Source organism: Zobellella sp. DQSA1, from assembly GCF_041950555.1.
In the GTDB taxonomy this organism is placed as follows: Bacteria; Pseudomonadota; Gammaproteobacteria; order Enterobacterales; family Aeromonadaceae; genus Oceanimonas.
Window position 1 is genome coordinate 1,778,616 of record NZ_CP169531.1, and the last position, 20,001, is coordinate 1,798,616.

16 protein-coding genes and 1 other RNA gene are annotated in these 20,001 nt (G+C 61.6%); 11 read left to right on the plus strand and 6 right to left on the minus strand.

Translation table 11 applies throughout. The annotated features are described in order from the left end of the window. Nucleotides 1-11 precede the first annotated feature (11 nt). Complete coding sequence (cysN, locus tag ACEVBK_RS08485; protein ID WP_375058166.1) at nucleotides 12-1,919, minus strand: sulfate adenylyltransferase subunit CysN; 1,908 nt, start codon at nucleotides 1,917-1,919, stop codon at nucleotides 12-14. Next, nucleotides 1,919-2,824 carry a sulfate adenylyltransferase subunit CysD gene (cysD, locus tag ACEVBK_RS08490; protein ID WP_375058532.1) on the minus strand — a complete coding sequence of 302 codons (906 nt, stop codon included), beginning with the start codon at nucleotides 2,822-2,824 and terminating at the stop codon, nucleotides 1,919-1,921. Before cysD ends, cysN begins: the two co-directional genes overlap by 1 nt. Before the next feature lie 114 nt (nucleotides 2,825-2,938). Here cysD and ACEVBK_RS08495 point away from each other — a divergent pair, with 114 nt between their 5' ends. Continuing rightward, entirely contained in the window at nucleotides 2,939-4,666 is a 1,728-nt protein-coding gene (locus ACEVBK_RS08495; RefSeq protein ID WP_375058167.1) for an SLC13 family permease, read from the plus strand. A gap of 93 nt (nucleotides 4,667-4,759) precedes the next feature. Then, nucleotides 4,760-4,857, plus strand: an RNA gene (ffs, locus tag ACEVBK_RS08500) — signal recognition particle sRNA small type. Nucleotides 4,858-5,300: 443 nt separating this feature from the next. Here ffs and ACEVBK_RS08505 read toward each other — a convergent pair. Then, nucleotides 5,301-6,179: an AraC family transcriptional regulator N-terminal domain-containing protein gene (locus tag ACEVBK_RS08505; RefSeq protein WP_375058168.1), complete on the minus strand. Its 879-nt coding sequence runs from the start codon at nucleotides 6,177-6,179 to the stop codon at nucleotides 5,301-5,303. A gap of 213 nt (nucleotides 6,180-6,392) precedes the next feature. Between ACEVBK_RS08505 and ACEVBK_RS08510 the strand changes: the two genes are divergently transcribed. The 9 genes from ACEVBK_RS08510 (at nucleotide 6,393) to ACEVBK_RS08550 (ending at nucleotide 16,766) form a co-directional block, all read left to right on the plus strand. Further along, the gene (locus ACEVBK_RS08510) at nucleotides 6,393-6,851 is read left to right on the plus strand and encodes a (2Fe-2S)-binding protein (protein WP_375058169.1); all 459 of its coding nucleotides are present in this window, start codon (nucleotides 6,393-6,395) and stop codon (nucleotides 6,849-6,851) included. A gap of 20 nt (nucleotides 6,852-6,871) precedes the next feature. Then, a complete protein-coding gene (locus ACEVBK_RS08515) occupies nucleotides 6,872-9,067 on the plus strand; it encodes a molybdopterin cofactor-binding domain-containing protein (protein ID WP_375058170.1) in 2,196 nt (731 codons plus the stop codon). A 42-nt stretch (nucleotides 9,068-9,109) separates the two neighbouring features. Then, on the plus strand, nucleotides 9,110-10,132 hold the full coding sequence (locus ACEVBK_RS08520; RefSeq protein ID WP_375058171.1) for an XdhC family protein: 1,023 nt from the start codon (nucleotides 9,110-9,112) through the stop codon (nucleotides 10,130-10,132). Continuing rightward, nucleotides 10,129-10,737, plus strand: coding sequence for an NTP transferase domain-containing protein (locus tag ACEVBK_RS08525; RefSeq protein WP_375058172.1), 609 nt, complete (start codon nucleotides 10,129-10,131; stop codon nucleotides 10,735-10,737). Before ACEVBK_RS08520 ends, ACEVBK_RS08525 begins: the two co-directional genes overlap by 4 nt. Before the next feature lie 742 nt (nucleotides 10,738-11,479). Then, nucleotides 11,480-12,379, plus strand: a complete 900-nt coding sequence (locus ACEVBK_RS08530; RefSeq protein ID WP_375058173.1) for a LysR family transcriptional regulator — start codon at nucleotides 11,480-11,482, stop codon at nucleotides 12,377-12,379. 144 nt (nucleotides 12,380-12,523) lie between these two features. Next, entirely contained in the window at nucleotides 12,524-13,867 is a 1,344-nt protein-coding gene (locus ACEVBK_RS08535; RefSeq protein ID WP_375058174.1) for an aspartate aminotransferase family protein, read from the plus strand. Between the two features lie 52 nt (nucleotides 13,868-13,919). Further along, nucleotides 13,920-15,410 carry a CoA-acylating methylmalonate-semialdehyde dehydrogenase gene (locus ACEVBK_RS08540; protein WP_375058175.1) on the plus strand — a complete coding sequence of 497 codons (1,491 nt, stop codon included), beginning with the start codon at nucleotides 13,920-13,922 and terminating at the stop codon, nucleotides 15,408-15,410. Nucleotides 15,411-16,003: 593 nt separating this feature from the next. Next, a complete protein-coding gene (locus ACEVBK_RS08545) occupies nucleotides 16,004-16,324 on the plus strand; it encodes a helix-turn-helix transcriptional regulator (protein ID WP_375058176.1) in 321 nt (106 codons plus the stop codon). A gap of 148 nt (nucleotides 16,325-16,472) precedes the next feature. Further along, nucleotides 16,473-16,766, plus strand: a complete 294-nt coding sequence (locus ACEVBK_RS08550; protein WP_375058177.1) for a hypothetical protein — start codon at nucleotides 16,473-16,475, stop codon at nucleotides 16,764-16,766. A gap of 50 nt (nucleotides 16,767-16,816) precedes the next feature. Here ACEVBK_RS08550 and ACEVBK_RS08555 read toward each other — a convergent pair whose 3' ends face one another. The 3 genes from ACEVBK_RS08555 to ACEVBK_RS08565 all read right to left on the minus strand — a co-directional run bounded on the left by ACEVBK_RS08555 (nucleotide 16,817) and on the right by ACEVBK_RS08565 (nucleotide 19,936). Further along, nucleotides 16,817-18,088 carry a dicarboxylate/amino acid:cation symporter gene (locus tag ACEVBK_RS08555; protein ID WP_375058178.1) on the minus strand — a complete coding sequence of 424 codons (1,272 nt, stop codon included), beginning with the start codon at nucleotides 18,086-18,088 and terminating at the stop codon, nucleotides 16,817-16,819. A gap of 45 nt (nucleotides 18,089-18,133) precedes the next feature. After that, on the minus strand, nucleotides 18,134-18,508 hold the full coding sequence (locus tag ACEVBK_RS08560) for a RidA family protein (protein ID WP_375058179.1): 375 nt from the start codon (nucleotides 18,506-18,508) through the stop codon (nucleotides 18,134-18,136). Nucleotides 18,509-18,775: 267 nt separating this feature from the next. Further along, nucleotides 18,776-19,936 (minus strand): alanine racemase, encoded by a 1,161-nt coding sequence (locus tag ACEVBK_RS08565; protein ID WP_375058180.1) that lies wholly within the window; start codon nucleotides 19,934-19,936, stop codon nucleotides 18,776-18,778. Between the last annotated feature and the right edge of the window lie 65 nt (nucleotides 19,937-20,001).

The following is a 20,001-nucleotide window of genomic DNA, read 5'->3' on the forward strand; positions in this document are numbered from 1 at the left end:
GGTCTTCCCCTTTAATCCAGGATAATGCCCCGGCGCTTGAGGGCCTCGATGATTTCATCGGCGGCGGCTTCGGCGCTGAGGGTGGTGGTATCCAGGCGGATTTCCGGGTTCTCCGGCTGCTCGTAGGCGGAGTCGATACCGGTGAAGTTCTTCAGCTCGCCGCGGCGGGCCTTTTTGTACAGTCCCTTCACGTCGCGCTCCTCCGCCACCGCCAGCGGGGTGTCCACATGCACCTCGATGAACTCGCCCTCGGCCAGCAGCTCGCGTGCCATCCGGCGCTCGGAGCGGAACGGCGAGATAAAGGCGGTGAGCACGATAAGGCCGGCATCCACCATCAGCCTGGACACTTCCGCCACCCGGCGGATGTTCTCCACCCGGTCGGCGTCGGTAAAGCCCAAGTCCTTGTTCAGGCCGTGGCGCACGTTATCGCCGTCCAGCAGGTAGGTGTGGCGGCCCTGGGCGTGCAGCTTCTTCTCCACCAGGTTGGCGATGGTCGACTTGCCGGCGCCGGACAGGCCGGTAAACCACAGCACCGCCGGCTTCTGGCCCTTGGTGAGGGCTCGGGCTTCCTTGTCCACGTCCACGTGCTGGATATGGATGTTCTGGCTGCGGCGCAGGGAGAAGTGCAGCATGCCGGCGGCGACCGTGTTGTTGGTCAGCCGGTCGGTCAGGATAAAGCCGCCGGTATCTTTGTTGCTCTGGTAGTCGTCGAAGGCGATGGCCCGGTCCAGGCTGATATTGCAGATGCCGATGGCGTTGAGTTCCAGTTTCTTGGCGGCGGTGTGCTCCAGAGTGTTGACGTTCACCTGGTACTTGATGTCGGTGATGGTGGCGGTGACCGTCTTGGTGCCGATCTTCAGCAGGTAGGGCCGGCCCGGCAGCATGGCGTCTTCGTGCATCCACACCAGGGTGGTTTCGAACTGGTCGGCGGTTTGCGCCGGCTCCTCGGCGGTGGAGATGACGTCGCCGCGGGAGATGTCGATCTCGTCGGTCAGGGTCAGGGTCACCGACTGGCCGGCCACCGCCTGGGGCAGGTCGCCGCCGTGCACCACGATGCGGGCCACATGGCTCTCTTTGCCGGAAGGCTGCACCCGGATGCGGTCGCCGGGCTTGATGATGCCGCTGGCCACGGTGCCGGCGAAGCCGCGGAAGTCCAGGTTGGGGCGGTTGACCCACTGCACCGGCAGGCGGAAGGGAGCCCGCTGCATGCGGGTGTCGTCCACTTCCACGGTTTCCAGGTAGCCCATCAGGGTAGTGCCGTGGTACCAGGGCATGTTGTCGCTGTGGGTGATGATGTTGTCACCCTTGAACGCCGACATGGGGATATAGGTGATGTGTTTGAGCCCCAGTTGCTCGGCGAACTGGCTGTACTCTTCCACTATGGTGCGGAAGGTCTTCTCGGAATAGCCCACCAGGTCCATCTTGTTGATGGCCACCACGATATGGCGGATGCCGAGCAGCGACATCAGGTAGCTGTGGCGGCGGGTCTGGGTGAGGATGCCCTTGCGCGCGTCCACCATCAGGATGGCCGCATCGGCGGTGGACGCCCCGGTCACCATATTGCGGGTGTACTGTTCGTGTCCGGGGGTATCGGCCACGATGAACTTGCGCTTGTCGGTGGAGAAGAAGCGATAGGCCACGTCGATGGTGATGCCTTGCTCGCGTTCGGCGGCCAGGCCGTCCACCAGCAGGGCGAAGTCGATGTCGTCCCCCTGGGTGCCCCACTTCTTGGAGTCGGCCTCAATGGCAGCCAGTTGATCTTCGAACAGCATCTTGGACTCGAACAACAGGCGACCGATCAGGGTGCTTTTGCCGTCGTCCACGCTGCCGCAGGTGATGAAGCGCAGCAGACTCTTGTGCTCGTGGGCCTTGAGGTATTGCTCGATGTCGGTGGCAATGAGATCGGATACGTGCGCCATTAGAAGTAACCCTCTTGTTTTTTCTTTTCCATGGATGCGGCGGAGTCGTGGTCAATCATCCGGCCCTGGCGCTCGGAAGTATTGGTGAGCAGCATTTCCTGGATGATGGCGGGCAGGGTGTCGGCTTCGGACTCCACGGCGCCGGTAAGCGGATAGCAGCCGAGGGTACGAAAGCGCACCTTCTTCATCATCGGCACTTCGCCTTCTTTCAGCGGCATGCGCTCGTCGTCCACCATGATCAGGGTGCCATCGCGCTCCACCACCGGGCGCTCGGCGGCATAGTACAGGGGCACGATGGGAATGTTTTCCAGGTGGATGTATTGCCAGATGTCGAGCTCGGTCCAGTTGGACAGGGGGAAGACGCGGATGGACTCACCCTTGTGCTTGCGGGCGTTGTACAGCTTCCACAGCTCGGGACGCTGGCTCTTGGGGTCCCAGCGGTGCTGGGCGGTGCGGAAGGAGAAGATGCGCTCCTTGGCACGGGACTTCTCCTCGTCGCGGCGGGCTCCGCCGAAGGCGGCGTCGAAGCCGTACTTGTCGAGCGCCTGCTTGAGGCCCTCGGTCTTGGTGATGTCGGTATGAATGGCGGAGCCGTGGGTGAAGGGGTTGATGTCCTTCTCGATGGCTTCGGGGTTGATGTGCACCAGCAAATCCATGCCCAGCTTCTCGGCCATCTGGTCGCGGAAACTGTACATTTCGCGGAATTTCCAGCGGGTGTCCACATGCAGCAGGGGGAAGGGCGGGATGGAAGGGTAGAAGGCCTTCATCGCCAGATGCAGCATCACGGCGCTGTCTTTACCGATGGAGTAGAGCATGACCGGGTTTTCGGCCTCGGCCACCACTTCCCGCATGATGTGAATACTTTCGGCTTCCAGCCGTTGCAGGTGCGTCAGATTCATAATGATCCTGTTTCAACAATGGATTATGCTAATAACTAAATGTTATAGATATTCAGTATGTCCAGTTTATTTGATATATGATTACAATGATAGCCCTGCTTAAAGAGCGAGTGGTTATATATGTCAGCCTATTTGGTATTAGCATCAATCGGAGCCCTGCTGGCGCTGCTGATACAAGGACGTTTCTCACCGGCGGTGCTGTTTACCTCCTGGGCGGTGGGCTATGTCCTGCTCGGTGTGGTGGAGCAGCAGGCGCTGCTGAACAGCTTTTCCAACCCGGCGCTGATCACCCTGCTGGTGCTGATGCTGGTGTCTCTGGCACTGGAGCGCTCACCCCTGCTCGATCGCTTTTCCCATGCCCTGCTGAAGGGCAGGGAGTCGATGGCCAGCCTGCGGCTGATGGGGGTAACCGCCACCCTGTCCGCCTTCCTCAATAATACCGCCGTGGTGGGGTCATTGCTCGGGGTGATTTCACGCCAGCGCTATATTCCCGCCTCCCGGCTGCTGATCCCGCTCTCCTATGCCTCCATCTTCGGCGGCGTGACCACTCTGATCGGCACCTCCACCAACCTGGTGGTCAATTCCTTCGTGGTGAACGCCGGCCTGCCCGCGCTCGGCATGTTCCAGTTTGCGGTGGTCGGGGTACCGGTGGCGCTGCTGTGCCTGCTGGGGCTGTTGTTCAGTGCCCGACTGCTGCCGAAACATCGCATGCAGGACAGGGAAACGGCCCAGGCCTACTTTCTCGAAGCCCAGGTGATGCAGGGCTCGCCGTTAATTGGCCAGAGTATCGAAGCCAACCAGTTGCGCAGCCTGGACGGCCTCTTCCTGCTGGAGCTGGTACGCCAGGAGCGGCTGATAAGCCCGGTGTCGCCGGACGAGATCCTGCTGGAAGGGGACATACTGGTGTTCACCGGTGAAGTGGAGAAGGTACAGGCGCTGCAGCGTTTTCCGGGACTGCAGGTATTCGGTGCCCAGGCCGACGACCTGCTGGCCTCCAACCTGGTGGAAGTGGTGATCTCCAACGAGTCGGAACTGGCCAAGCGTACCCTGCGGGAAGTAGATTTTCGCACCATGTTTAACGCCGGTGTGGTGGGTATCCGCCGTGGCCAGCGTCGGCTGACCGGGCAACTGGGCCAGATACCGCTCAAGGTGGGCGACAGCTTGCTGCTGGCGGTGGGGGCGGACTTTACCCAGCACCGCAATATCGACCGTAACTTCCATATATTGAACGGTACCCCGCTCAGGCCCAAGCTCAGCAACCGCCAGAGCCTGCTGGCGTTCAGCGGCTTCGGTACCGTCATCGCCCTGGCCGCCCTGGGCCTGGTGCCGTTGCTGAACGGCCTGCTGGTACTGCTGGCGGCCCTGCTGCTGACCCGCATCCTCACCCTGAGCGAGTTGCGCCGGCGTTTTCCGTTCGAACTGATGCTGATCATCGGTTCGGCCCTGACCGTGGCCAAGGGGCTGGAAAGCTCGGGCGGGGCCGCCCTGGTGGCCGACACCATGCGCTCTTTGTTCGACGGTTACGGAGTATACGGCGCTTTTGTCGGAGTCTTTCTGATCACCCTGGTGCTGACCGAAACCGTCACCAACAACGCCGCCGCCGCCCTGGCCTTTCCCATCGGGCTTTCCACCGCCCAGGCCTTCGGCGCCGATCCCATGCCCTTTATCATGGCGGTCGCCTTCGGTGCCAGCGCCTGCTTTATGGTGCCCTTCGGCTACCAGACCCACCTGATGGTCTATTCCCCCGGGCGCTATCGCATGCTGGACTACCTCAAGGCGGGGCTGCCGATAAGCCTGCTCTACTCGGCGGGCGTTATCGCCCTGGTGCCGGTGATGTTTCCGTTCTGAGGCGGATAAGCGCATAATAAAACAGCAGTCAGACTCGGGTCGGTTGCATTCAGGGGGAATTTTGCTAGACTGGCCGCTCTTCGATGGTGGCCCCGTTGGTCCTCTCGCATCGGAACCTTGTCTACCTGGTCAGGCCCGGAAGGGAGCAGCCACGGCAGGGATCTTCGAGTGCCGGGATGTGGCTGGCGGGCGCCACCTCCAATCCTTTCTTTTTATCGCTTTCACCATAAACTGACATAATTTGCGGCATAAGCTGACATGGTCTCTTTTACGGCATGACCTTGCTGCTGGTGGCAGACCCGCATCTATTCCATAACGGGCAACCTCAGCTGCTTCAGCGTGACTCGGGCTTTTAAGTCCATCACCCCGCGACATCTCCTGCTCACCATCAGTCCCTCCTTGCCTGATGCCGTTTTTCCCGTTGCTACCACGGCTTTACGCTTGGGAACGGTGCTTGCCCGATGCCCGGCCAACCACGGCGAGAATAACGCCGAATCCGGCCCCGCGATACCACATACCGGAAGCCGGCTGGTGGAACGAACTGACCCTGGCCGATCCTGAACCGTGTTTCGCGCTATGGTGGCAAGGGATCGGATCCGGTCGGGTTACACCGCCCCGGGCCATGGGCGGGGATTTACTTGTTCGGCGCCTGTACCTCCTTGGGCGGATGGCCGAACAGCCGCCTGAATTCACGGCTGAACTGGGAAGGGCTGCCGTAACCGACCTGGTAGCAGGCCTCGCTGGCCTTGGCGCCGCTCAGCAGCAGGGCCCGGGCGCGGTGCAGCCGCAGGTTTTTCACGAACTGCATCGGCGCCAGTGAGGTGACCGCCTTGAAGTGCTCGTGCAGGGAAGATGTGCTCATCTGGGCCACATCGGCGATAACGTCGATATCCAGCGGACGATGAAAATTCTGCTCGATAAAGTGCACCACGGGAGCGATGCGGTTGGCGCCGCGGTGGCTCCTGACACAGTTGCGCAGCAGATCTCCCCGGGGGCCCTTAAGCACTTCATAGAAGATTTCCCGCTTGATGCTGTCGCAGAGGATGTCCCTGTCCATCGGCGCGTCTCCCAATTCGATCAGTCTGGCAAACGCCTGCCGCAGGCGGTCGCTCAGGGGAGTGGCGGCGATGATGTCTTCCGTGCCGACGTTGTGGCGATGATCCTGATACTGGTCCATTTGCAGTATCAGGTTGCCGACCAGTTCCGGATCGATCTCCAGGCTCAGACCCAGATAGTGCTGTTGCGGTGAGCCGCCCGATACCTCCGCCTCTATGGGCAGGGTCAGTGAGTTGATCAGATAGTTGTTCGGATCGTAACGGTAACTTTCCTCACCGAGGAACAGGCGCTTCCGGCCCTGGGCCACCACGCAGATGGACGGCTTGTAGATAACGGGCTGACGGGGGATATCGCCACCACCTCGATACAGCACCAGTCCCGCGACGGCGGTTTCATTGGCCCCCTCCGCGAGGGCGTGGCGGACGATAATGGCGGCCAGATCAGAGCTGAAGGGCACCGGCTTCCTCATGATTGTCTATGATTGCTTTGGATAATTATGCCATCAACTCGCCTGTTCAGGGCAACACAGTGTGGCGGCTTTGTAGTTTTATGCAAGAAACTCGGATGATCTTGATAACCACATCCACCAACCTGATGCACTATTAAAAACTGGCGACGCCTCAACCGGCCGAGACCGGTGAACACCGACAACGACACTGGGAGCGAAACTATGTCCATTACCTTGAACGTCAACGGCACCGACCATGAGGTCGAGGCCATAGCGGGCACCCCCTTGCTGTGGGTGATCCGTGATCAGCTGCAGATGACCGGTACCAAGTTCGGCTGCGGCATGGCCCAGTGCGGTGCCTGTACCGTGCACCTGGACGGCCAGCCGGTCCGTTCCTGCTCTCTTCCGGTAGAGGCGGCCGCTGGCCGGAAGGTCACCACCATCGAAGGGGTCGAGTCGCCGGTGGCCAGGGCCGTGCAGCAGGCCTGGGACGAACTGCAGGTGCCCCAGTGCGGTTATTGCCAGTCGGGGCAAATCATGTCCGCCACCGCGCTGCTGGAGGGCAATCCCAAGCCGAGCGATCAGGACATCGACGCGGCCATGTCGGGCAATATTTGCCGCTGCAACACCTATGTCCGCATCCGCCACGCCATCAAGCGTGCTTCCGAACAACTGGGTTAACCAACACAAGGATAATTCCGATGCGCCGAATCGTTTCCGAACAGCAGCGCGGCATGGCCACCAGCCGCCGTGGTTTTCTCAAGTTGATGGGCGGAGTGGGGGCCGGGCTGACGCTGGCGCTCAAGCTGCCGACGGCCCTGGCCGGCAACGGGGCCGCGTCCGCCCTGAATGCCGCCGGGGAGTTCGAACCCAATGCCTTTGTCCGTATCGGTACCGACAACAAGGTCAGGGTGCTGATCAAGCACCTGGAAATGGGGCAGGGTACCTATACCGGCCTGACCACTCTGGTAGCGGAAGAGCTGGACGCGGACTGGGAGCAGATGCAGCCGGAAGGGGCCCCGGCCGACGCCAGTCGTTACAACAATCTGCACTGGGGGCCGGTGCAGGGCACCGGGGGCAGTTCCGCCATCGCCAACTCCTTCGAGCAGCTGCGCCTGGCCGGCGCCACCGCCAGGGCGATGCTGGTGGCCGCCGCCGCCCGGCAATGGGATGTGCCGGCCGACGAGATCAGGGTGAGCAAGGGGGTGGTCAGCCATGCCGCCGGGCACAGCGCCACCTTCGGCGAGCTGGCCGAGCAGGCCGCCGCCCTGCCGTTGCCCGAGCCCGACGGCATCCGCCTGAAGGATCCCGCCGATTTCGTGCTTATCGGCCAGTCGGTGCCGCGCAAGGATCTGGGCAAAACCGACGGCAGCGCCGTTTTTACCCAGGATATCCAGCTGGACGGCATGCTGACGGCGGTGGTGCTGCATCCGCCGCGCTTCGGCGCCAGGGTAAGGCGCTACGACGACACCAGGGCCAAGGCCTCGCCCGGGGTGGTAGCGGTGGTGCAGATCCCCGCCGGGGTGGCGGTGCTGGCTCAGGATTACTGGAGTGCAAAGCAGGGCCGGGAACAGCTCGAGGTGGAGTGGGACGAAAGCCAGGCCTTCACCGCCAGCTCCACTGACATCATGGCCCGCTACCGCGAGCTGTCCGGGCAGCCCGGACAGCCCGCCCGTAACGAGGGCGACGCGGCCGCCGCGCTGGAGAGCGCCGACACCGTGCTCGAGGCGACCTATGAGTTTCCCTACCTGGCCCATGCCGCGCTGGAGCCGATGAACTGCGTGGCCCTGGTCACCGCCGAGGGCTGCGAAGTCTGGAACGGCGAGCAGTTCCAGACGGTGGACCAGGGGGCCATCGCCGCGGTGCTGGGGATGAAACCGGAGCAGGTGAAGATCAACATGCTGCTGGCCGGTGGCAGTTTCGGCCGGCGCGCCAACCCGGCCTCGGACTACCTGCTGGAAACGGTACATATCGCCAAGGCCCGCCCGGGCACGCCGGTCAAGCTGGTCTGGAGCCGGGAGGACGACATGCGCGCCGGCTACTTCCGCCCCGCCTATGTGCACCGGCTGCGCGGTGGCCTGGACGCCGATGGCAACCTCGTCGGCTGGGAGCAGCATATCGTGGGCCAGTCCATCATGGCGGGCACGCCGTTCGAGGCGATGATGCAGGAGGGGATAGATCCCACCTCGGTGGAAGGCGCCTCCACGCTGCCCTATGCCATCCCCAACCTGAGGGTGGAACTGACCACGGTGGAGCAGGCCGTGCCGGTGCAGTGGTGGCGTTCGGTGGGCCATACCCATACCGCCTATTCCACCGAAACCTTTTTCGACGAACTCGCCGTGCGGGCCGGCAAGGATCCGGTCGCGCTGCGGCTGCAACTGCTGGAAGGCCACCCCCGCTGGCAGGGCGTGCTGCGGCTGGCGGCGGAAAAGGCCGGCTGGGGCAGCCCGCTGCCTGAGGGGCGCGGCCGGGGTGTGGCGGTACACGAGTCGTTCAACAGTTATGTCGCCCAGGTGGCGGAGGTGTCGGTGCAGCCCGATGGCGGCTTCCGGGTGGAACGTGTCGTCTGCGCCGTGGATTGCGGGCTGGCAATCAACCCCGACGTGATCCGGGCCCAGATGGAGGGCGGCATCGGTTTTGGCCTGGCGCCGGCGCTGGTCAGCGCCATCACCCTGGAAAACGGCCGGGTGGTGCAGTCCAACTTCCACGACTACCAGGTGTTGCGCTTCAACCAGATGCCGGAAGTGGAAGTGCATATAGTGCCCTCGGCCGAGCCGCCCACCGGGGTGGGTGAGCCCGGGGTGCCGCCCATCGCTCCGGCGGTGGCCAACGCCCTGGCGGCCGTGACCGGACGGCGCTACTACCAGTTGCCCATTCGTCCTGAGCCCGCCGCCTGAGGCGGACCTCGGCGGGGCCATAACCCCAAGCGGTGAGATTTTATGTCGAATCATTTACTTGCCCTGCTTAGCCAGTGGTATCCGTTACGAGACGATGACGATTGGGTATTGGGCACCGTCTACCAGACCGAGGGGCCGGCCTACCGCAAGGCCGGCGCCATGATGCTGTTCAGTGGTCAGGGCCATCAACTGGGCATGCTGAGTGGTGGTTGCCTGGAGTCCGACATCCATCGCCGGGCCCGCCAGGTGATGGACGCCGGCCAGGCGCTGACCCTGAGCTACGACGGCAGCGACGAGGACGACGTTGCCTTCCGGCTCGGCATCGGCTGCGGCGGCATAGTGCATATCCTGCTGCAGCCGGTGAACCGGGCCAACCGCTACCTGATGCTGGACGAGCTCTACCGGACGCTTGGCCGGCACCAAAGCGGTTGCTACTACCAGCGGCTGCCCGGCAGCGGCGGCGAGGCGGCGGCCCGCTTCCTGGCGGCAGAAGCGGAGGGCTCCCGGGCACCGCGGCCGCAGGCCGCCCTGTTGGAGGAGGGCGGCGAGCGCTGGCTGCGCACGCCGGTGGCGCCGCCGCCCCATTTGCTGATCGTGGGCGGCGGGGTTGACGCCCGTCCGCTGGCGGCCCTGGCGCACCAACTGGGCTGGCGCATCAGCCTGTGGGATCCCCGTCCCGCCAATGGTCGGCCCGAGTATTTTCCCGCCGTCGACCAGCTGTTGGGCGGGGCGGCCGCCACCCTGGGGCCCTACGTGCGGGAGCAGGGCGTGCAGGCGGCGGTACTGATGAGCCACAACATCCGGCTCGATGCCGAGGCGCTGCGGGCCCTGGCGGACTGCCGGCTCGGCTACCTGGCCCTGCTGGGGCCGGAAAACCGCAGGAACCGGGTGCTGGCGGAGGCGGGAGTGACCCCGGAGGCGCTGGCCACTCCCCTGGCTGGGCCCGCCGGGCTCGAACTCGGCGCCGAGCTGCCGGAGGCCATCGCCCTGTCGATCCTGGCCGAGTGCCAGGCCGTGTTGTACCAGGGCTCGGGTCGTTCCCTGAGCGGGGTGCTGGTCGCATGAGCGCCATCGCCGCGCTGATCCTGGCGGCGGGGCAGGGGTCACGCTTCGGCGGCTGCAAGCCGCTGGCGCGGGTGGCCGGGGGCTCGCTGTTGCAGCGCAGCATCGACCAGGCCCGACGGCTGTTGCCGCAGGACGTCTTCGTGGTCAGCGGCGCCTGGCACCAGGCCCTGGATCAGGCCCGGCAACGCGGCGAGCTGAACGGGGCGACCCTGCTCCATCACCCGGGCTGGGTGGACGGCCTGGGCAGCTCCCTGGCCTTCGGTGTGGCGCAGCTGGCGTCCGCTTACCAGGGTATCCTGGTGATGCTGGCGGATCAGGTGGCGGTGACGCACCGGGAGCTGGCCCGGCTACTGGAACCGTTCGACGGCGGCAATATCGTCTGCGGCTGGTATGGCGGGCGGCGCGGGGTACCCGCCCTGTTCGGCGCCAACAGCTTTTCCCGCTTGCAGGCCCTGTCCGGCGACCAGGGCGCCAAGGCGCTGCTGTACGATCCTGGCATGCCGGTGTGCGAGTGCCCCATGCCCGCCGCCGCCATCGATATCGATACCCGGTCGCAACTCGACCGCTGGCGGGAGAATGGGCATTTAATTAATGAGCCGGATTAGCAAGTGCGTGTGGATAATGGCGTCTAATCGAGAGAAATAAAAAAGGTAAACTCTTTTCGTCGGTAAGGCAGTGCCGAATAACGGACTGTTTGAATGATGAATATCCGCCAGGTTGCATGGAGCTGCGCTGCTTTATTTCATTTCCAATCGTTTTTGGAAATGGCCTTTATATCAAAATAACAGCAATGCTCCATTAAACTCACAAGACGATATCACATGCGTAAATCCATTATTTCCGCGCTCATCCTGGCTGCCCTGATTTCCGCCGGTATCGCCCAGGCTGGCACCCTGGCTAAATAACTGTTCTGAATGGTAGATCACTACCGACAGCGACAGGGTTTCGCTAAGCAGACCCTCCGCGCCACAGATGGCGCGGCGGAGCCCCCAGTGATGGGTTCACGGCGTGTCTGCGTGCGGTGCCCGGTCGATGTAGCACTATTAGGATCAGTTATTTAGCAATGGGGATGGTATGGGTGGCATGCTCCCCCGCGGTGATGCGAATAGTGCCTGCGGGCTTGCCCCTGAGTTCACTCAAGGCCATGAGTGCGGACTCGATCTCCTCGAAGCGCGGCGCCCCGCTCCACAGCAGGCGTTCGCCCGCTCGCTGGGATAAACGCTGCGGAGGCCTTTGTTTATTGGCACCCGGGACTTGGACCGGCCAGGCTTGCACCGACGCCATGGTTGAGTTAATGCTGTAGTTACCCAGTTTTTGTTAAGTAAACACGAAACCATGAGATCAAAAATGCCTTTGTCCCAGGTGACCGACTTCGATCTGCGCCTGTTGCGCCTGTTCAAGGTGGTGGCGGAGTGCGGGAGCTTCTCCGCCGCCGAAAGCGCCCTGGGGGTAACCCGTTCGGCGGTGAGCCTGCAGATGAGCGATCTGGAAAAGCGCCTGGGCATGCGCCTGTGCCAGCGTGGCCGGGCGGGATTCGCCCTGACCGACGAGGGCAGGGAAGTGTTGCGGGCGGGGGAGGTGCTGCTGAGCGCGGTGGAGAACTTTCGCGCCGAGATCAACCAGATCAACCGACAGTTGCGGGGCGAGCTCAATATCGGCATCGTCAACAACCTGGTGACTCAACCCCATATGGAAATCACCCGCGCCCTGAAGGCGCTGCGTGAGTGCAGCGACGAAATCCGAGTCAATATCAGCATGAGCACCCCCGGCGAGATAGAGCGGGGGCTGTTCGACGGCCGCCTGCACGTGGGTGCCATTCCCCTGACCACGCCGCTTTCGGGCCTGGACTACCGCTTGCTCTACGAAGAGCGCTCCAGCCTGTATTGCAGTCGCGAGCATCCGTTGTTTCATGCCGGCGCCGAGCCGGACGACGACACTCTGGGCTCGGTCGACGCCGTGGTGCCCGGCTACCGCATGACGGCGGAAGCCATGGGCCTGCATCAGTTGCTGAACTGCACCGCGACCGCCTCCGACCGGGAGGGCATCGCCTTTCTTATCCTCACCGGCAGCTATATCGGCTACCTGCCGGATCACTATGCCACCAACTGGGTGGCCAAGGGACAGATGATGCCCCTGTGTCCGGAGCGGCTGTTTTTTGACTCCAAGCTGGCCGTTGTGACCCGCAAAGGGCGCCGCCCCAATCTGATCCTCGAGAGCTTCCTCGCCTCCCTGCAAGACCCCCGCTGATGGCGGGGTGCCCGTGCCGGCGACACGCCGGCGCCGTTAAAGTTAAGTGCTGGCTTACCTATAGATAAATAGATTTGCATTTAACTTAACCAAGCCGGCTACCAGAATGATTCCTTCATCATCAACGGCAGCAGGGATTGGATCATGTCTAAACAGGATATTCTGCAACGGGCGGGCCTGAGCCCCGCGCAGCTCGACGCCTACTGGATGCCCTACACCGGCAATCGCCAGTTCAAACAGGATCCGCGCATCATCGTCGGCGCCGAGGGGTGTTACTACCGTGATGCGGACGGTCGCCGGATCTTCGACGGTCTGTCCGGGCTCTGGACCTGCGGCGCCGGCCACAACAGGCCCGAGATCGCCGAGGCGGTGGCCAGGCAGCTGCGCGAGTTGGACTATGCCCCGGCCTTCCAGTACGGCCACCCCAAGGCGTTCGAGCTGGCCCATCGCATCCGCGAGCTGACACCCGCCGGCCTCGACTACGTCTTTTTCACCGGCTCCGGCTCCGAGAGCGCGGATACCGCGCTGAAAATCGCCCGGGCCTACTGGCGCAAGAAGGGCAAGGCCGGCAAGACCAAGCTGATCGGCCGGGCCAAGGGCTACCACGGGGTCAACTTCGGTGGCATCAGCCTCGGCGGCATCGGCCCCAACCGGGCCCTGTTCGGCCAGGGGATAGACGCCGATCATCTGCCCCACACCCTGCTGAAGGAAAACGCCTTTACCCGCGGCATGCCGCAGACCGGTGCGGACAAGGCCGAGGATCTGCTGGAGCTGATTGCACTGCACGACGCCTCCAACATTGCCGCCGTCATCGTCGAGCCGCTGGCCGGCTCCGCCGGGGTGATCCCGCCGCCGGTGGGTTACCTGAAGCGGCTGCGCGAAATCTGTGATGCGCACGACATCCTGCTGATCTTCGACGAGGTGATCACCGGCTTCGGCCGCATGGGTTCCATGACCGGCGCCGAGGAGTTCGGCGTGGTGCCGGACATCATGAACCTGGCCAAACAGCTGACCAACGGCGCCGTGCCCATGGGGGCGGTGATCTGCCAGGGCGAGATCTACCACACCTTTATGGAGCAGGGCGGGCCCGACTACATGCTCGAGCTGCCCCACGGCTACACCTACTCCGGCCATCCGGTGGCCTGCGCCGCGGCGCTGGCCTCGCTCGATATCCTCCAGCAGGACCAACTCGTTCCCCGCGTGAAGGAGATGGCGCCGTATTTCGAGAATGCGCTGCACAGCCTCAAGGGCACCCGTTATATCAGCGATATCCGCAACTACGGCCTGGCCGGCGCCCTGCAGATCGAAAGCTACCCCGGCGAGCCGGCGCGCCGCCCCTTCGAGATTGCGATGACGTGCTGGGAGAAGGGTTTTTACGTGCGTTACGGCGGCGACACCATCCAACTGGGCCTGCCCTTTATCGTGGAGCGGGAAGAGATAGACCAGCTGGTTAACGCCCTGGGCGAGGCCATCGGCGAACTGGACTGAGGCCCGGCCACCGCCGCGAAAGACAGCAATTCATATCAAGAGAGGTACATGGATGAAGATTATCGGCCACTTGATCAACGGCACCATCGTGACCGACGGCGCCCGCACCCAGGATGTGTTCAACCCCTCCACCGGCGAGGTCGCCAAACAGGTGGCCCTGGCCGGCAAGGCCACTGTGGAGGAGGCCATCACCGCCGCCCAGGCCGCCTTTCCGGCCTGGCGCAACACGCCGCCGCTGAAGCGGGCGCGGGTCATGTTCCGCTTCAAGGAGCTGCTGGAGCAGAATGCCGAGGAAATCTGTCGGCTGATCGGCGAGGAGCACGGCAAGATAGTGCACGATGCCATGGGCGAACTCACACGCGGCATCGAGAACGTTGAATATGCCTGCGGCGTGCCCGAGCTGCTCAAGGGCGAGCACAGCAAGAATGTGGGCCCGGCCATCGACTCCTGGAGCGAGTTCCAGCCGCTGGGCGTGGTGGCCGGCATCACCCCGTTCAACTTCCCCGCCATGGTGCCGTTGTGGATGTACCCCATGGCCATCGCCTGCGGCAACTGTTTCGTGCTCAAGCCTTCCGAGCGGGACCCGGGCCCGACCCTGTTCATCGCCCAGTTGCTGATGGAGGCGGGCCTGCCGGCAGGCGTGATCAACGTGGTCAATGGCGGCAAGGAAGCGGTCGATACCCTGCTTGAGGATCCCCGGGTGCAGGCGGTGAGCTTCGTCGGCTCCACGCCCGTTGCCGAATACATCTACGGCAAGGCCTGTGCCAACGGCAAGCGCTGCCAGGCCCTGGGCGGGGCCAAAAACCACGCCATCCTGCTGCCCGACGCCGACATGGATAACGCCGTCAGCGCCCTGACCGGCGCGGCCTTCGGCTCTTCCGGCGAGCGTTGCATGGCGCTGTCGGTAGCGGTGGCGGTGGGCGACACGGCCGCCGATGCCTTCATCGAGAAGATGCAGGCGCAGATGCAGGGCCTCAAGGTCGGGGCCTTCAATGACAAGCGCAACGATTTCGGCCCGGTGATCACCCAGGCACATATGGAAAAGGTGGTTGGCTACATCGACAGCGCCGAAGCCCAGGGCGCCGAGATAGTGGTGGACGGCCGCAACCCGAGCGTGCCCGGTTTTGACAACGGCTTTTTCGTGGGCGGCACCCTGATCGACCGGGTTACCCCGGACATGCTCTGCTACCAGGAAGAAATCTTCGGCCCGGTGCTGCTGGTGGTGCGGGTGGCGACCATGCAGCAGGCGATGGAGCTGATCGACGCCCACGAATACGGCAACGGCACCTGCATCTTCACCCGCGACGGCGAGGCGGCCCGCTACTTCAGCGACAACATTCAGGTGGGCATGGTCGGCATCAACGTGCCGCTGCCGGTACCGGTGGCCTACCATTCCTTCGGCGGCTGGAAGCGATCGCTGTTTGGCGACCTCTATGCCTACGGCCCCGACGCCGTGCGCTTCTACACCCGGCGCAAGACCATCACCCAACGCTGGCCCTCGGCGGGGGTGCGCGAAGGGGTGCAGTTCGCCTTTCCGTCCTGATAACAACGGCGCCGGCGCTTGATGCTTTTGCATCAACGCCGTGCTGTCGAACGGTTAACGCTTTGTGTACTTTTCCTGTCGAGGGGCCCGCCTGGGCCGCACCACAGACAGGAACAACACCATGACCGCATCCGCAAGCACACGAGATTACCGCCTCCCGAGCGCCCGGGAGGCGGTAGCCCGGAGCCTGGCCTCGGCCCAGTGGTACCCTGGTGGACGATGGTGTGGTAGATGCCCTATTGCCGGCTGTACGGATGCGGTGTATCTGAGTAAGGTTGTGTAAAATATTGCACAAAAAATCATAATTAATAATTTTTGAGTATATTTTTGCTCATAAAGTGGTTTGACTGCTATGTTTGAGCAATAAATTACTCATGGTGACGACATGGGATCCCTTACCCTGACCGTTCAGATTTTCGACCAGGGCCATTGGCATGACGGCGCCGAACTACTCCTGCGGCAACCGCACTGGCTGGCAGGCTTGTCGGGCTCAGGCAGTGGCTGCAAGACAGGGGCGTGCCCGACAGTATCATCAGGATGCCGGTAATGGGGTTCGACTATCTGGATGAAAAACTGAAAAGTTGGAAACTCACATGAACAAGCCAAGCGCCACCGTGCGTGAAGCCTTGCTGATCAGGCTGCTCACCCAACTGTTCACCGGCGAGATCACCGAAGGAAAGCTGCTGCGCACCCTCAGAAAGGAACTGCTGGGCATGTCGCAAACCGACTACGCGGCCCTGGTGGGCGTGAGCCGGCGGACCTTGTCGGACGTCGAGCGGGACAGCGGCAGCCCAACCCTGGCGGTGCTCAACGCCATCTTCAAACCCTTCGGCCTCAAGGCGGGCCTGCTACCGCGAAGCCCGGCGCTGATGAAAAAAATGCTGGCTGAAAACACGGCACCCGCTGAGGAGTGATGCAGGCTGCCGGTGGCCGAAGCGGCGGATTTTCTGAAGTGTCCACCGCATAAACAGAGGATACGAGGAGGAAGTACATGATTGCGCGTCTGGACCATCTGGTCCTCACCACCGCGGATGAGGCGGCCTGTATCGGATTTTACTGGGCATGGAGCTGGAAAGCTTCGGCGAGGGGCGCAAGGCGTTCCGCTTTGGCAACCAGAAGCTCAACCTGCATCTCAAGGGCAAGGAGTTCGAGCCCAAGGCCCATACCCCGGTGCCCGGGGTGCTCGATCTCTGTTTTATCGCCGACCGTCCCCTGGACGAGGTGATCCGCCTGCTGCGGGAAAAGGAGGCCAGGATCATCGAGGGGCCCGTGATGCGCACCGGCGCCACCGGCCCCATCCGCTCCATCTACCTGCGCGACCCGGTCGATGTAGCACTATTAGGAGCAGCTATTTAGCTTTCATGTTTGTGGGACAAGGAACCCCATAATATCCAAGAGGTTCCTTTTTATTGAAGGTTAGATAACGGTACCGGCTGAGGGGCCTCCAGTTCTCCTTCACTTTTGGCCACTATCATGGAGACCATCATATCACCGCAGACATTAACGGATGTTCTGGCCATATCCAGGATACGATCCACGCCAGCGATGATGGCCAAACCTTCCATCGGTAAACCAACGGATGTCAGTACCAGAGAGAGCATAATCAGTCCTGCGCCAGGTACACCGGCAGTACCAATAGAGGCCAGGGTGGCGGTAGTGATAATAGTGAAATAATCCACCATGTCCAAACTTACGCCAAAAGCCTGGGCGATAAAAAGAGCAGTCACTCCCTGGTAAAGGGCCGTTCCGTCCATATTGATGGTGGCCCCCAGGGGCAAGACGAAACCACTGACGGACTTGGAAACCCCCAAGTCTTCTTGAGCATGCCTGATGGTTACCGGTAAGGTGCCGGAACTGCTTGCAGTGGAAAAGGCCACCATGGCAGGATTGATGATTGCTTTAAGATATATAACCGGATTTGAACGAGCAAGAAGACCAATGATGCCAGTGTAAACAAGCAGTACTTGTATTAGGCAGCCGATGTAAACAGCAATAATCACCGAGCCCAGTGATAGCAAAACTTCGAAGCCATACTTGCCTGCCACCCAGGCGATAAGGCCAAATACGCCGAACGGGGCCAGACGCATGACCATGGCCGTGAGCCTATACATTGCTTCGGCTAAACTTTCCAGTGCAGTAATGGCAGCCCGTCCCTTCTCACCAGATTGGCTCAGGGCAATACCCAGTGCCAATGCAAATAGAATAATTTGAAGAATATTACCTTCTGCCAGCGCAGTGACCGGATTTTGAGGGATTAAATTCAGCAGGCTCTGGATCAGTGTCTGTGGCTCATTCATTACCGGTGCGGTAATGGCAGCAGCCATATCCATTCCTCTTCCTGGCTGCAGCACGCTGGCCAGCAGTAGCCCAACGGTAATGGCAACGGCCGTAGTCAAGAGGTATAGAACAAACGACTTCAGCCCTAGACGGCCCATTTTCTTGCCGTCTTTTATCGACGAAACCCCGACTACCAGTGAGCAAAAAACGAGGGGGACGATCAACATTTTTATTAGGTTAAGAAAAAGAATCCCGATCGGCTCCAGCATGACAGCCTGCTCTCCGAGGAAGGACCCCGTTAGTGCACCTAAGAGCATGCCGATTAAAATTTTCTTCCATAACGCCATGTTAGAGGCTTTGGTTTCGTTTATTCGTACGGTGGCTTCATGGTGATTGCTCATATTTTATACCTCAACTTCCTGTTGTGTTAAAAAATCCATCTGTTTCTATTCAGATAGCGCAAAGGCCTCTACTTCAATCAGATAACCATGGTGCAGTTCTGGTACTGGAACAACAGATCTGGCTGGCTTGGTTTCGCCAAATATTTCCGAGTATATTTTGTTGAATTCAGACCAGTGTTCCACTCCAACAATGTAAGCGGTAACTTTTAATATCTGATGTTTTTCTGCACCGGCCGCTCTGGCAATGGCCAGTACGTTGTCAAGGCATTGTCTGGTTTGTTCAGGAAACGATTTGTCAAAACAATGGGCTCCATCTTTTTCTGCGGCTAGTTGTCCAGAAATAAAAATGATATCGCCTCCGATTTTTGCCTGGGAATAGTGACCAAAGGGTGCTGGTGCATTCTTGGTTGAAATATTCATAATGAATTCTCCAATGTAAAGAAATGGCTGTTGAATCCTCAATGACCGATACTAATACTGGCTGAACCGGCGTTTAATAAAACCACATTTGGATGTGGTGAACGCCGTTGCAACCTGCTGTGAATATTCACTGAATATTTGCTCAGGCCGAGCAGGCTCATCACGGCAAGGTAAAATCCCGGCCTTGGTGTGAGCCTGTTTGCAATGGTTGTGCGCTGCCCGGTCGATGCAGCACTATCAGGAGCCGTTATTTAATTATTGCCGCAGTTACCACCCCTTGATCCGGTGCCAGACTTCGTGGGTTCCGTTAAGGCCGTCAAACACCTGATACTGATCGTGCATGGCGGCGGTTGCACAGGCATGGTTGGGCAGGATACGCACCCGGCTGCCGATGGGAAAATCCTCGAAGCAGAGCGGATGGCCATCCACCCGGCCGATGATGCCGTGCTCCTGATTGGCGCTGAGCACCTGCATGCCCGCCATCACGGCGCCACCGGCGCTCACCACCTGGCCATAACCGTAGTCGACCGGTGCCCTGGCCGTGCCCCGGTCGGCAGACAGTGCCATCCAGCCCGCGTCCACCAGCACCCAGCCCTTGTCCCGGTTGTGGCCGATCACGGTGGCGACCACGCTGAGGGCAATATCCTCGAGTTCGCAGACGCCGATATTGGCCATCACCAGGTCGAAAAAGCTGTATACGCCGGCGCGTACCTCGGTCACTCCCTCCAGTTGCCGGTAGCTGAAGGCCGTGGGGGTGGAGCCCACGCTGACCACCGGGCAGGGGATCTGCCGTGCGGCCAGGGCGTTGCGAGCCCTGAGCGCGGCCGCGACTTCGTTGTCCGCCGCCTCCTGCAACCCTTGCCGCCGGTAGCAGCGATAGGACTCACCCGCGTGCAGCAACAGCCCCTGGAACTGGGCCGGCCCGTCCGCCAGCAAGCGGGCCAGTTCGATCAGCCGCGGATCTTCGGGGAGGATGCCGCCGCGGTGGCCATCGCAGTCAATCTCGATCAGGGCGGGAATGGTGCACCGATGGGCGGCGCAGTAGTCGTTGATCGCCTGCACCTGCTCCGGGCTGTCGAGCAGAACGGTGAGGGTAACCCCTCGTTCAATCAGGGCGCCTACCCGGGGCAGCTTGGCTGCCGAAATACCGACGGCGTAGGTGATGTTGTGATAGCCCGCCTCCGCCAGCGCTTCCGCTTCCCGCAGGGTGGACACGGTGACGGGCGATGAAGCGTCGGGCAGCACATAAGCCGCCGCCTCGATGGCGCGTATGGTCTTGAAGTGTGGCCGCAGGGCCACGCCAAAGGGCGCGATCAGCGAGCGCAACCGGTTCAGGTTATCGATGAATTTGGGTTTGTCCACCATCAGGAAAGGGGTGTTCAGATGGCCATGGGCCGGTGCCTGCGTTGATCCTGTATGGGTTTGCATGATGACTTTCCTCCTGCCGTTGCTTCGATAATGTCGGTGGTGTTGAGTATGGAGGAACTATGCTT